Here is a 14,396-nt window from a genome sequence, read left to right on the forward strand (position 1 = left end):
TTAACCTGCTATCGGACAATAAAGCTGATAAAGCGTATTGAGTAGCACAAGAACTTTTTCATCAGCAATAGAATAAAAGATACGTTTTCCATCACGACGAGTATTCACTAACCCTTCATTGCGCAAAACGGTTAGTTGTTGAGAAAGTGTCGGTTGACGAATACCTAAACTCTCTTCTAACTCACTCACACTTTTTTCGCCCTGACTTAGCTGACACAATAATAAGAGGCGATCGCCATTTCCTAGCGTCTTAAGCATGCTAGACGCTTCATTAGCCGCCAATTTCATTGCATCTAATAAATCAGGTTGAACTCGTTGTGTCATGGTAAACTCCATAATCAATATACTTTTTAATAATATGTTAATTTATATATTGTGCAAGTTTTCTTTTTATTGCGTGTTTGTATAAGGCGCTATATGCTCTGTAACATGAAAACGGTAAGAGTCCCCATTGCCTTAGTGCAAAGCGTTATGCGAACACTGCGTGAAAAATTGCAGCAGGCTAATATTTATCTTAATACAAATTACCCAGAACCTACTCTACATTATAATCAGAGAGGAACTATTGCAGGCAGTGCCTATTACGCAAACTGGGAAATCCGTATTAATCCTACATTATTGATTGAAAATAAACAGAATTTTATTCAAGAAGTTATTCCCCATGAATTAGCGCATTTATTAGTTAATCGCCATTTTGGTCGTGTAGCACCTCATGGGAAAGAGTGGAAATGGATGATGGAAACTGTATTACAAGTTTCAGCTAAACGTACTCATCATTTTGATGTCAGCGCCGTTAAAGCTAAAACCTTTCCTTATGCTTGCCAATGTGAAGAAAAACATCAACTTACAATTCGACGTCATAACAAGGTATTACGTGGTGAAACTCAATATCGTTGCCGTCATTGTCAGTCAATTTTGCAATTTATAGAACACGAACTCGTGTAGATAAAAATAAAGCCGATGTATTGATTAAGTCACATCGGCTTTATCTTGAGAATAAATATGTGGGATTGTATTAAGCAAACTCGCTCATCACATGAGATGCGATTTCAAAGTAAATAATAAGACCTGTACCATCAATTAAGGTTGCGATAAACGGTGCTGAAACAACCGCAGGATCGATACCTAAACGCTTTAATACCATTGGAATTATAGACGAAACAATCGCACTCCAAACAGTGATTGAAATGAGTGTTAAGCCAACAACAATCATCACTTCCATCCCCACACCTAAGAACCAAGCACGCACAAAACCAGCAATACCCATAGTTAGTGCGACCATTATGGATGTGGTTATCTCTTTTCTTAATACAGACCAAACATTACGTAAGCTCACTTCCCCTAATGCCATGGCACGTACTAATGTTGAGGTGATCTGTGTACCACTATTTCCGCCTGTACCAATTAGCAATGGAATAAAGAAAGCTAATGAAATTGCGGCTTCTAATCTGTCTTCAAAGGCATGTAATACCGTACTGGTATACGCTTCTGCTACAAATAGCATCAATAACCATACAACACGTTTACGCCATAATGTCACCGGACTGGTTTCTAAATAAGGCTGCTCTAAAGGTGAGGTTGCACCCTGCATTTGTGCATCCAGTGTATTTTCATCTTCAATTAATTCGGCAATATCTTGAGGACGTAAAACACCGACTAACTTTCCAAAATGCATCACTGGTACGCTGTCTAAACCGCTATGGCTAATCAGTTGATAAACATCATGACGATTCTGTTCTGGTGAAACAGAAAAAAAGGTTTGACGCATCACATCAGAGACAAACAGATCATTCGCAGCTGTTAATAATGATTTAACGGGCAAAATCCCATTTAGATAGTTATCTTTATCCACTACATATAAATAGGTTGGAATTAATTCATCTTTTAAATCATTAACCAATTGAGCTTTCACATTTTCAACAGAATCAGCGACAGAAACAGCAATATAGGACTGGCTCATATATGCGCTAACAGTTGCATCATCTTTTAAACGATTGTATTGGTCTTGAGTTGAGTTGTTTTTAGGTGTGTTTAAGGATGCATCTGCAACTAATACAGCATCCATTTTGTTTTGAGTATTGAATTTCATTTTTGTGGTTCCCTATTACTGTTTGTGTTTAGCAAATCAGTTCTCCATAGGGGCGAAACCAGAAGCGAGAATGCAAAAGCTATCTACACGTCTCGGTTTTAGCACTATACAACGTATCCGATGAATACTGGAAGTTACATGGGGATATACCTTCGGTCGATATATCCTGTCCTAATCTTGGGCGTCTCTCGACGTCGTCAGATCAGTAACCTGTGTTTGTATAGGAGCCTCGCCTAACGAGATACTGCACTTTTCTTGCGAATGCGGCGCGCATTATAACCATTCACAATATAATGAAAAGTACGATAACGATTTTGTTTAAGTTCTATTGAAAAATAGCTCACGATATTCATCATACAATTAAATAATATAATTCCATTAGAAATTAATATATAAAAAAGAAATGAAGCTTTCCTACGAAAGTTAAAATCGTATAGTAAGAAGGAATTTGTTTATTAATTGATTATTTAAATGCTAATTTTTGCACTCTTATTTCTTCTGCTTGCAAAAATATCTCTTTTACCGTTTTACCATCTAATGATTGGCACATTTTACGAGTGATAACATCCGCATTTTTATGACGCCCTGCGATAACTAAGTCATTAAAATTAATATCATTAAGAATAGCTAATTCTATTGCCTCATCAAAACGCGTTTGTTCATCAAGGGGGAGTGAATTGCGCATTTCAACAATTGAGATACGTAGCGATTCTACATTAGAGCCATCAAGGGTTTGTTGAGGTTTTTCACAGCCAGATAACATGACACTAAACAAACAAATAACTAACAATTTTTTCATATATCCCCCCTTACCCAGTCAATAGTTTAAATATAGCAGAATGTTTATAAGGAAACTCCCCACTAACTAAAATATATTTTTATATGAGTCATCATTTCCAATATTTTTATTATTCTGAATAAATAAAAACCGTCTTTAATTTAAAATAAAGGGAAGTATTTTCCAGATTATTCGTTTTTTTAATGGGAGGAATAGGCATAAAAAACCCTGCTAATAAATTAACAGGGTAAAAAACAAGGAAATAGAAGGAAAAATTTAATAAAAAGAGGTTAAGCAAGCTCAACATCTCCTTTTAAACGACAGCTACATGCTAAGACATAACCTTGAGCTATCTCTTCAGTCGTTAATGTACTGGTACTACTGACATCGTAATCACCACTCACAATGCGCGTTTTACAACTACCGCAAACTCCTGCACGACAAGCAGCAAAGACAGGAACTTTATTTTCTTCCATTGCTGATAATAAAGTTACACCAACAGGAACTTTAATTTGTGATAATGGATGGCGAATAGTCATGGTTAATTGTTCGTTTTCATCAACACAAACAGGCTCATCACCAAAACGTTCCATAAAGATATTCTCAGCAGGTACACCAAGATTTCTTGCAAAACGTCCGGTGTCTTCCATATAGCTATTTGGGCCACAGCACATGACAGTACGACTCGCAATATCAGGGACTAATGCAGCTAATTTCTCTTGAGAAATGCGCCCACTAAATAACCCTTTATTATCAGGCAATTTTGGCATCATGATAAAATTGAGATTGTATGGATATGCATTTGCTAATTCGATCCACTCTTTCTCAAAAATAAATTGGCTTTGCTCGCGAATATTAAAAATAACCGTGATATCCGCTTTAGGTTGATTATTTAGCAACCAACGCGTCATCGACATAACCGGCGTCACACCGCATCCTGCTGCCAACATTAAATAGCGCGCACCTTCTTTACCCGCACAAGTAAACTCACCCTGAGCATCAGATAACCAAAGATAATCACCTGGTTTTACTTGTGATGTTAACCAACCTGAGCCTATACCATTTTCTAAACGACGAACGGTTAAGGTGATAAATGGGCTTAAACCCGGAGAAGATGAAATGGTATAAGCGCGCAATGTTTCATCACTATTATTGATACTCACCAGTGCAAATTGGCCCGGTTTATAAGAATAAAAGTCATGATTAATTAAATTTAGCGTCCACACTTCAGGTGTTTCCTGATTAATAGAGTGAACTTGCATACGATTAGGACAAAGAGAAGTAGGCATCGTCATGGATATTGATCCTTCACCGAAGCCCGTAGGCTTCGGTAATGATAATGAATTTAAAACATTAAGCAGAAAGAATATCTTTAAGATCTTGTTCTGGTGTAGTAATAGAGCGCATACCAAATTTCTCATTTAATACCGCCAGCAGATTGTCAGTTAAGAACGCTGGAGCAGTTGGACCGGTATAAATGTTTTTCACGCCTAATGAAAGCAGAGTCAATAAGATAACAATCGCTTTTTGCTCGAACCAAGAGAGAATTAAAGACAGTGGTAAGTCATTTACACCACAACCTAATTTCTCAGCAAGGTTAACAGCTAGCATAATCGCTGAGTAAGCATCGTTACACTGACCCACATCAAGTAAGCGTGGTAAGCCTTCTAAAGTACCGAAATCCAGTTTATTGAAACGGTATTTACCACACGCCAAGGTCATAATTAAACAATCTTGTGGAATTTCTCTTGCAAGATCGGTGTAGTAACTACGCTCACCACGGCTACCATCACAACCCCCCACTAAGAAAACATGACGTAATTTTTTCTGTGAGACTAAATCAATCACAGTATCAGCGGCATTTAATAGTGTTTCACGACCGAAACCGACAGTAATTAAATGCTCAATTTCGTTGTATGGGAAACCTTCTAATGATTGTGCTTGTTCAATCATTTCAGAGAAGTCATCACCAGTAATATGTTTCACACCCGGCCAACCAACAATACTACGTGTCCAAATACGGTCACCGTAATTACCTACATTTGGATCAATAATACAGTTTGAAGTCATTAATACAGGGCCAGGAAATTTTGCAAACTCAATTTGCTGATTCTGCCAACCACTTCCGTAGTTACCCACTAAGTGTTTGTATTTTTTAAGTTCTGGGTAACCATGAGCAGGTAACATTTCACCATGAGTATAAATGTTGATCCCTTTACCTTCAGTTTGCTCAAGAAGCATTTGCAGATCTTTCAGGTCATGACCTGAAATTAAAATAGCTTTACCTGCAACAGGGCGCACGTTAACAGTAACAGGTGTAGGGTTGCCATAAGCTTGAGTTTCGCCTTTATCAAGAATAGCCATAATGCGGAAGTTCATTTGACCAATGCCCATCGCATTTTCTAACAACTCATTCATATCAGCAGGATCAGTACCTAACCACGCCATATAGTGGTGATATTCTGCATAAATTTCATTGTCATACTGACCTAAAACGTGCGCGTGCTCCATATAAGCAGCAGCCCCTTTTAAGCCATACAGGCACAGCATACGTAATCCATGAAGATCATCACCGATTTGCGCTTTATCTGCATTTAAAGCAAAAAGCTGAGCTTGTTTTTGTAAGCTGTCTAAATCACTACCCGCTAATTGAATTTCAGCTCTTGGATTAGTGACTTGAATTGCTGCGTTTTTCGCTAAAGTACGAGATTTCAAACTTTCACGGAAATAGATAGCTTCTTTCGCATAACCGACAATACGATCAGAATCAAAGTTGACGTTAGTTAACGTAGAGAAAAAAGCACGAGGAGCAAAGCTATCTACATCATGATCAATAATATCGACACTACGCGCAGCCAAAGCCCACGCTGAAAGTCCTTCTAATACTGCAACGAGTAAATCTTGAAGATCTGAAGTTTCTGCTGTTTTACCACACATACCTTGCGCATAGGCACAACCATTACCTACAGGCGTTTTCATTGTTTGTTCACATTGCACACAATACATATCGTATTCCTTCTAATAAAAGATAACGCTTTATTTTTATAAGTTGCATTTTAGATGCAACATAAGAATACGCCATTTTTATAAGAGAGAAAGTGCAATATTGAACAATTTAAATGTTGTTTGATCTAACGCAATTTTTAGCAAATCTTTTAATATCTCTTTTTTTATCCTTTGATTTTGATTAAGCCTAAAAATAATTTTTCCAAAAAAAAAGTGTTATTGCATTGTGCCGATGATGACTAAATAAGAAGGAATATTTAACAATTATTGATGGTTGTTTTTTGTCTAATCGTATAAAGACTGAGAGATGAAACGATTAAATTTATTCATTTTTGTTAGATCAGTAATACTCATTATTATTTTTTATAGTTAATATCACCTATTGCATCAATAGCTAATCAAATTTTTTCAATTGAGATATGTTATTAGCACGAGTATTACGAAATGAAGCTACACATTTGAATGATGCTCCCCCCTACATTGGAGATTAAAAATGATTAAATTAAATAATGTTCCATCAGAATTTCGTCCTCTAGAAAGCTACAAAATGCTAATTGGAGGAGAATGGGTATCTAGTACATCGCAAAAAACAACGAAAACCTATAGCCCAGCTACGGGTGAATTATTAAGTGAATACCAGTCGGGTAGTGCTGAAGATGTTGAACGCGCAGTCAGAGCTGCACGTAAAGCATTCAAAACATGGAGTAAAACGTCACCTGCTGAGCGTCAAGCCCTCTTATTAAAAATCGCAGATCGCTTAGAGCAAGAACAAGAACGTTTTGCTTGGATTGAGTCATTAGATAATGGTAAGCCACTCAATGAGTCGAAAAACATAGATTTACCTGCCTCTATTGACCATTTTCGATATTTTGCAGGCGTGATACGCTCTCATACCGATGAAAGTGCCGTCCTAGACGAAAATACCATTAGCCTTGTTATTCGTGAACCTATTGGTGTTGTGGGGCAAATTATTCCATGGAACTTCCCATTATTAATGGCGGCATGGAAATTGGCACCAGCGATTGCAGCGGGTGACACAGTGGTTATTAATCCAGCAACACTGACTTCCCTTTCATTATTAGAGCTAGGTCGTATTTTAAATGAAATATTACCAGCGGGTGTAATTAATATTGTTACTGGACGCGGATCTGTTGTAGGACAAGCTATTTTAGAGCACGAAGATATTGATAAACTTGCGTTTACTGGCTCTACCAATGTGGGTTATACCGTAGCAGAAGCAGCAGCGAAAAAAATGGTTCCAGCAACATTGGAATTAGGCGGTAAATCAGCCAATATCGTGTTCCCTGATGCGAACATGAAAAAAGCAGTCAAATATTCAGCATTGGCAATATTGATGAACCAAGGACAAGCCTGTGAATCAGGTTCACGTTTGTTCTTACATAAAGATATTCATGATGAATTTTTGAAAGCATTAAAAACTGAATTTGAGAGTATTCGTGTCGGCGATCCACTTGATCCGAATACACAAATGGGTACACAAGTTAGCCAAGATCAAATGGATACCATCTTAGGCTACGTTGAACTCGCGAAAAAAGAGGGTGCAACTGTTTTAACTGGCGGTGAGCGTATTACTGGTGAAGGTTATGATGACGGCTTCTTTGTTCGTCCAACGATCATCATCAACGCAACAAACCAAATGCGTGTTGCTCGAGAAGAAATTTTTGGACCTGTGTTATGTGTTATTCCATTCGATAATGAAGATGAAGTTATCGAAATGGCGAATGACTCTGAATATGGCCTTGGTGGTGGTGTTTGGACTCAAGATATTAACCGTGCCTTACGTGTTGCAAAAGCAGTAAGAACCGGTCGTATGTGGGTTAACACTTATCACGAACTCCCTGCTCACGCACCTTTTGGGGGCTATAAGAAATCAGGTTTAGGACGTGAAACACATAAAATGATGTTAGATGCTTATAGCCAAGTGAAAAACATCTTCATCAGTATGAAAGAATAAGATTTTCTCTCTTTTCTAAATTCTTATAAATATAATATCTATACTCATCTCTTCGCCTTCTCCCCAGAAGGCTTTTTATTATCTGTAATTACGTTATTACCATAAAAAAACCGCATACTTATCGCTATAAAGCATGCGGTTTTATGTTGTGTTGTTAGCTAATAAGTAAGAACGAATTACTCTACTTCAGCTTCTTTTTTACTTATTGAGTGAGTTTCTTTATCTAATTCAATATTATCAGCGTTAACATCTTTTATATGATCTCTCGTTAAGCGATAAACAACAGGACTTAATAAAGCTAATGCAATTAAGTTAGGAATAGCCATCATTGCATTGAGTGTATCGGCTAACAACCACACAAACTCTAACGATTGTGTCGCACCAATTGGTAACGCAATTAGCCATGCAACCCTAAATGGCATAATCGCTTTAGGCCCAAAAAGATATTGCACACATTTTTCACCGTAAAAACTCCAGCCTAAAATCGTGGTAAAGGCAAAAATGGCTAATGCAATTGCCACAATATAGTTACCACCCGGAATAGCAACAGAGAATGATGCAGCGGTTAATGTTGCTCCACTTTGCCCTGTTAGCCATTGTCCTGTAATAATAATAGTTAATCCTGTAACAGAACAGACGATGATGGTATCAATAAAAGTCCCCAACATCGCAATCAAACCTTGGCGAACAGGATTTTGTGTTTTTGCTGTCGCATGGGCAATAGGTGCACTACCCAATCCTGCTTCATTGGAGAAAACACCACGCGCAACACCAAAGCGGATCGCCGCCCAAACAGCCGCGCCCGCAAATCCCCCTTGAGCTGCAACAGGTGTAAATGCCGATTTAACAATAAGAACAATGGCATCTGGGATCGCAGTCGCATTCAGTGCGAGGACAACAATACCTGCACCAAAATAGCCAACGGTCATAATAGGAACTAATTTACCAGCAACATCAGCAATACGCTTAATGCCCCCTATTAATACAGCACCAACTAAAACCACTAGTACAATAGCGGTAATTGTGGTTGAAATACCAAAATTACTTTCCAATACATCCGCAACAGAGTTTGCTTGTACTGTATTACCAATACCAAACCCCGCAAAACTACCAAAAACAGCAAAAATAGTGCCTAGCCAAACCCAATTTTTACCTAAGCCATTTTTGATGTAATACATTGGCCCACCGACATAATTTCCGTATTTATCAACTTCACGGAAACGTACAGCAAGCACGGCTTCTGAATATTTGGTTGCCATTCCCACTAATGCGGTCATCCACATCCAGAACAATGCACCGGGGCCACCTAAGACAACCGCTGTTGCAACACCGGCAATATTACCAGTTCCAATAGTGGCAGAAAGCGCAGTCATTAAGGCATTAAATGGCGATATTTGCCCTTCACCTCTTTTGTCATTTTTTTCAAATAAAAGCTTAAAGCCTGTTCCTAACTTCCTAATAGGTAAAAAGCCAAGTCGAAACTGCATAAAAAGGCCGATACCGAGAATGCCGACAAGCATCGGAACTCCCCATACCACGCCATTTATAGCGCTTAAAATATTCGTGATGAAATCCATAATTTACCCTTTCTCGTCCAAATGTTATCTAAATATGTATTTTTTGTTATCAATTACACTAAAGATGAAAAAGTGGAAATATGCTAGAAAAAAAAACGACTAACTCTAAAATTGATTACGTTATGTGAGAAATATCACTTCAATATAAAATTACGCTATCATTATGTTCATTGTTACAATACATAAATCAAAGTTATGCTTAACCATAAATCAATCCAAAAGAGCCAAAATGAACGACGTTTTAATTTATTCAGAAAAGCACAAGAAACCAACCTTGCACCACTGAAAGTCCTGCTATTGTCTGCGATAGTTGGTTCTCTTGCTGGATTAGTCGGTGTTTTATTTGAAAAAAGCGTGAGTTGGGTGATTCATTTTCGACAAGAAGAATTTATTAAAACCTTTACTAATCCTTATATTCTAGCGATCTGTACATTACTTTTTTCCTCTATTCTGGCAATGCTGGGATACTATTTAGTCAAGAAATTTTCACCCGAATCAGGAGGTTCAGGAATACCTGAAATTGAAGGAGCCATGATAGATATTCGCCCAGTTCGTTGGTGGCGAGTATTGCCTGTAAAATTTATTGCCAGTATTGGGACATTAGGTTCTGGCATGGTATTAGGACGAGAAGGCCCAACAGTACAATTGGGTGCCAATATCGGCCAGCTCGTAAATGATATTTCTCGAGTAAAAAATAAAGAGTCGCGCCATACTTTATTAGCTACCGGAGCCGCCGCAGGATTAACCGCTGCTTTTAATGCACCTCTTGCGGGTATTTTATTTATTATTGAAGAGATGCGTCCTCAATTTAAATACAGCCTTATTTCAATTAAAGCAGTCTTTATTGGCGTTATTATGTCTTGCATTGTTTTTCGCCTATTTAATGGTGAAGGTGGTGTTATTCATATCGGTAAGTTTTCATCTGCACCATTAAACACACTCTGGTTGTATTTAGTTTTGGGTATGTTATTTGGCATTATTGGCGTTATTTTCAGTAAATTACTTTTTTATGTTCAAACTCAGTTTCAACATTTTTATCAAGATAAAACATCACGTTTTGTTTTAACAGGTGGGATCATCGGTGGGCTTTGTGGCTTATTAGCATTAATTATTCCTGAAATAACCGGTGGTGGATTTAGTATTATTCCAGCATTAAGCACAGGGCAATATTCTCTTATCGCTCTATTACTTTTCTTTGTTTTACGAACCATAACATCCATTATCAGTTTTGCTTCAGGTGCTCCTGGCGGTATATTCGCCCCAACGCTGGCATTAGGTACGTTATTTGGTAGCGCCTTCGGATTAACTGCAACCTTACTTTTCCCTGATTATCAAATTCAAATTGGTACATTTGCCATTGCAGGAATGGGAGCTTTATTTGCGGCAACCGTAAGAGCACCTCTAACAGGGATCGTCCTCGTATTAGAAATGACTGATAATTATCAACTTATCCTACCGATGATCATTACCTGTTTAGGTGCAACAATGTTGGCACAACTATTAGGTGGTCGCCCTATTTATACCGTTTTACTAGAACGAATATTGCAAAAATCTGAGGAAAAAGAACAAAAAAACAAAGCCAATGACATTAAAAACGATAAATTACCACAACAATAAAACTCGCTTGAACAGATAAAAAAATACCCCAATTATTTGGGGTATTTAAAAAGAGATGATTGTACTTAACTATTTTTTACGCGCGATTAAAGTAGCAAAGTTTAAGGCGATACGATTGCCATTTGCATCTGTTTTATGTAAATGCCCTGGGTTTTCATTATATTTAATAATCTCCCATTCTTTATAATAATCAGCTAATTCATTTGGACGTAAAAAGGTTTTAAATGGAATTTCAGCAGGATCACTATTTGACGTTTCAACAGGGCAAACAATCACATTAATACCATTAGAGTTGGTACATTCCTGCATATTTTTAATAATACTTTCAATACGTTCTCGTTGACAGAACATCAAGACAACAGTTGAAAGAATAATATCGTATTTATCTGTCAGTGAAGCTTCATTAATATCATATAAGCCGCTTTTTACCGCTAACCCTGTTTTGGTTTTAACAGTTTCAATAGCATCAATATGCGAGGCATTAATATCTAACGCTGTTACATCATAACCTTGAGATGCCAAATAGAAACTATTTCGACCACGACCAGCACCTAAATCTAACACCTTACAAGGCTGGGTAAATGTTGCCATATAACGTACTTCAGAATGTGGTAATGATAAGTCATTCTCTTTAAATAGCTTATCTTCTGGAGCACATAAAAAAGAGAGTTGGCAACGAACATCATCGCTCGTTTTATCTATTTTATGCCACTGTTGAGGTTGAATTAAAGGTGGCTGATTGTCAGTATCACACTCCACTGAAATCTGTGAACCATCATCATTAAAAACAACAAATGTCATGTTACCTTGCAATACCCGCATTTGGGCATAAGTGCCTTCCTTTGTATTGTGACGTTCTAATAACGCTAAAGGAATGGATGTACGAGTCCACTCAGGCATTGTTTTATAACTTACAAGTTCCATAATTCAACCTCACTTAAGATGCATTTTAAATGCATCTTATGGTAATCATTATCTTTCGTAAAGAAGGTTTTATCAAAATTATGATTTTAAATATTTATTTAAAAGCAAATCAGTCACATCTGATGAGGAAATAGACTCGCCACACAAAACTTTCATCATAATTTCTTTACCCAATGATGCTAAAGAAAACAGCATATCTGGGCGTAAACGACTGATTTTATCTCTATTCTCATCTTGATTAATAATAGTGATCAATTTGGCATTAACATTAGAACATTCTTGGATAGTCAGTAAAATAAAGGTATTTTCTGCATCACTTTCAGATAAAGTCGCCACCCAACTTGCTTTTGCAATATTGGCAGATAGTAATGTTTTAAGATTAGTAGGATCGCCTTCAATAATATTGGCTTGCACGTCATAAGTGGCTTTGTTTTTATCGGTACAAATCGCAATAACTTGTTTCCCTTGCTCTCTTAACCCTTTTTCTAATTGAGAAGCTAATACCGATGAACCAATAATAATAAAATGATTATGCATTTTAGCGATCCTTTTCTTAACAATATCGCGAGTGCCACGCGCAAGAAATCCCATGACATACACAATGGACGTGGTAAAAACGGTTATTCCCAAGATAACAACAGTAAGAGTAAAAATACGTGCATTCGTGCTAACTGGCACAATATCGCCAAATCCTAGTGTCGTCATACAGACAATAGAAAAATAGAATGCATCCATCAGCGTTGTTATATGTGGCTTAAACTCATCACCAATATAAAGACTTCCCAGCATTGAGAATAACAGCAAAGAAAGGATACAGATAAAAGCCACAAAGCCAGCACTAGTTAAACTATGATGCGGAAATGCACGCCAACTCATCAGCAACCCAATAGCTAAAATAAAAGAAAAATAGGATTGAAAACCCATTTGCTGATAAACAGCAACATCAAGAAAAATAATAGTGGCTAATAAAATCAACGAGACGCACCACGCAATTCTAGCCCCCAAATACATAAATATTGAAAGCAAGATTAAAGCACAAGCTAACATGACCTTGGGTATATCAAGAAGTTTTAATACACCTAAAGATTTAAGCCATGCTGAAAACCCATGGATTTCCCAATCCAGATAAATACCACGAGACAGCAAAATAGAGTAAATGATAAAAATACCATTTAAGATAAGTAATAAAGACATCATTTTTCTTGTCACTTTAGATGTCTCTATTACATTCAGTATTGCGGATAATTTCATATTAGATATCGTAAATACTCAGCTAATTATTTAAAGGAATATTATCTAATCCTTGAAATTTAAAAGGTTCTGCGGGTTTAAAATGACTTGTCGCATTTGCAGAATAGATTATCGACTGCTCTTCACCTAATGGTAATGTCATCACTTTCCCACTCTCTTTTGAAAAATCAATTTCCTTTAAATTAACCCAAAAGGTATTTGGCGATAATGCTGATTCAAAAAAATATAATTGGTTTTTATGATCAGCGACAGTTCTCCAGCGTGTGGATGAAATTTCTGGTGATTCAGCCGTACTTAGTCCATAAGGCACAGATACATTTCTGATCACACCAAATACACTGGCAAGCGATTTTTTACTCGATTGAGCTTTAGGAATGGCATTCACATAAAAAGAAGCTCTAGCAAAACGATCTGATGCTCGGTTAGTCCCCGGTAACATCACGGTTCCACCAATTTGTTGCCAATAACTGTTCAACGCTAATTGTTCTGAAAAAATAGGAGAGTTCGTCATCACTTGATACTCTTTGCTATGATGAATCACTTGCTTACCATTAATATATTCAATAATGGCGCTGTCTCCCGTTGCATCTGAAAGCGAGAGATGTAACGTTGCCATTCTATCTTGTCCAGGAACTTTATCTGTTAATACAATAAAAGGCTCACTGTCTAATGCATTAACGGCTTCTTCAACTGAAGCAAAATTATCTAACACATACTGCGCCCATGCAGAAATTGAAATCGCCGGTTTTTCTTTGGTATATGCTGGATAATCTGATTCCGCCAACCATAATAAATTAGCCACTAAACCTTTTTCATTCATACCATCTGTCGTAGAAATATCATAACCGGATGCAATCACACTTCCATATTTAGATGTCCATTTTATCGAGTTATCGCCAGCTTCTCCTGAACGCTGCATCCCTTGTGGGAACACCCATAAATTTGTTCCTATATCATATTTCCAGTCCATCGAGCGAGCTGTAATAATTTGATTATTGTCGCCTAAATAAACAAGCCGGGTACATGCATCAACATCTGTAATACCTACTGTGAGAAAACCAGAGATAAGTAGAGTACCCAAAAAAGTATGGCGTAATTTTTTCATTATGACTCTTTCCTGTTAAACAAATGGATGGCTTCTTTGTTATGACCTTTCTTTGCACCGGCTTAAAATAAATA

The 14,396-nt window shown here is 37.2% G+C and carries 12 protein-coding genes and 1 riboswitch; of the genes, 3 read left to right on the plus strand and 9 right to left on the minus strand.

All coding sequences use genetic code 11. From position 1 onward, the window contains the following. Nucleotides 1–324: an ArsR/SmtB family transcription factor gene (locus NBG71_RS09235; protein ID WP_036912417.1), complete on the minus strand. Its 324-nt coding sequence runs from the start codon at nucleotides 322–324 to the stop codon at nucleotides 1–3. A gap of 105 nt (nucleotides 325–429) precedes the next feature. Here NBG71_RS09235 and NBG71_RS09240 point away from each other — a divergent pair, with 105 nt between their 5' ends. Continuing rightward, entirely contained in the window at nucleotides 430–945 is a 516-nt protein-coding gene (locus NBG71_RS09240) for a SprT family zinc-dependent metalloprotease (protein WP_159242085.1), read from the plus strand. 70 nt (nucleotides 946–1,015) lie between these two features. Here the strand turns inward: NBG71_RS09240 and mgtE are convergent, their stop codons facing one another. The 4 genes from mgtE to hcp all read right to left on the minus strand — a co-directional run bounded on the left by mgtE (nucleotide 1,016) and on the right by hcp (nucleotide 5,873). Next, complete coding sequence (gene mgtE / locus NBG71_RS09245; RefSeq protein ID WP_075670729.1) at nucleotides 1,016–2,089, minus strand: magnesium transporter; 1,074 nt, start codon at nucleotides 2,087–2,089, stop codon at nucleotides 1,016–1,018. Nucleotides 2,090–2,165: 76 nt separating this feature from the next. Further along, nucleotides 2,166–2,337, minus strand: a riboswitch (M-box (ykoK) riboswitch). A gap of 215 nt (nucleotides 2,338–2,552) precedes the next feature. Further along, on the minus strand, nucleotides 2,553–2,888 hold the full coding sequence (locus NBG71_RS09250) for a DUF6694 family lipoprotein (RefSeq protein WP_156733844.1): 336 nt from the start codon (nucleotides 2,886–2,888) through the stop codon (nucleotides 2,553–2,555). A 269-nt stretch (nucleotides 2,889–3,157) separates the two neighbouring features. Continuing rightward, the gene (gene hcr / locus NBG71_RS09255) at nucleotides 3,158–4,162 is read right to left on the minus strand and encodes an NADH oxidoreductase (RefSeq protein ID WP_250916793.1); all 1,005 of its coding nucleotides are present in this window, start codon (nucleotides 4,160–4,162) and stop codon (nucleotides 3,158–3,160) included. A 58-nt stretch (nucleotides 4,163–4,220) separates the two neighbouring features. Beyond that, the gene (gene hcp / locus NBG71_RS09260) at nucleotides 4,221–5,873 is read right to left on the minus strand and encodes a hydroxylamine reductase (protein ID WP_099659295.1); all 1,653 of its coding nucleotides are present in this window, start codon (nucleotides 5,871–5,873) and stop codon (nucleotides 4,221–4,223) included. A gap of 493 nt (nucleotides 5,874–6,366) precedes the next feature. Between hcp and NBG71_RS09265 the strand changes: the two genes are divergently transcribed. Then, nucleotides 6,367–7,848, plus strand: a complete 1,482-nt coding sequence (locus NBG71_RS09265) for an aldehyde dehydrogenase family protein (protein WP_109419786.1) — start codon at nucleotides 6,367–6,369, stop codon at nucleotides 7,846–7,848. Between the two features lie 176 nt (nucleotides 7,849–8,024). On the opposite strand, the gene NBG71_RS09270 is transcribed toward NBG71_RS09265, so the two are convergent. Continuing rightward, on the minus strand, nucleotides 8,025–9,425 hold the full coding sequence (locus NBG71_RS09270) for an alanine/glycine:cation symporter family protein (RefSeq protein ID WP_075670719.1): 1,401 nt from the start codon (nucleotides 9,423–9,425) through the stop codon (nucleotides 8,025–8,027). Between the two features lie 195 nt (nucleotides 9,426–9,620). Between NBG71_RS09270 and clcA the strand changes: the two genes are divergently transcribed. Then, the gene (gene clcA / locus NBG71_RS09275; protein WP_099659293.1) at nucleotides 9,621–11,042 is read left to right on the plus strand and encodes a H(+)/Cl(-) exchange transporter ClcA; all 1,422 of its coding nucleotides are present in this window, start codon (nucleotides 9,621–9,623) and stop codon (nucleotides 11,040–11,042) included. Nucleotides 11,043–11,111: 69 nt separating this feature from the next. Here the strand turns inward: clcA and tehB are convergent, their stop codons facing one another. From tehB to NBG71_RS09290, 3 genes are all read right to left on the minus strand, one after another. Beyond that, on the minus strand, nucleotides 11,112–11,966 hold the full coding sequence (tehB, locus tag NBG71_RS09280; protein WP_099659292.1) for an SAM-dependent methyltransferase TehB: 855 nt from the start codon (nucleotides 11,964–11,966) through the stop codon (nucleotides 11,112–11,114). A 78-nt stretch (nucleotides 11,967–12,044) separates the two neighbouring features. Continuing rightward, entirely contained in the window at nucleotides 12,045–13,217 is a 1,173-nt protein-coding gene (locus tag NBG71_RS09285; RefSeq protein ID WP_075670713.1) for an NAD-binding protein, read from the minus strand. A 22-nt stretch (nucleotides 13,218–13,239) separates the two neighbouring features. Next, nucleotides 13,240–14,325 carry a linear amide C-N hydrolase gene (locus NBG71_RS09290; RefSeq protein WP_156733850.1) on the minus strand — a complete coding sequence of 362 codons (1,086 nt, stop codon included), beginning with the start codon at nucleotides 14,323–14,325 and terminating at the stop codon, nucleotides 13,240–13,242. Between the last annotated feature and the right edge of the window lie 71 nt (nucleotides 14,326–14,396).

The sequence above is a fragment of the Proteus sp. FZP2095 genome (assembly GCF_023701425.1).
In the GTDB taxonomy this organism is placed as follows: Bacteria; Pseudomonadota; Gammaproteobacteria; order Enterobacterales; family Enterobacteriaceae; genus Proteus; species Proteus cibarius.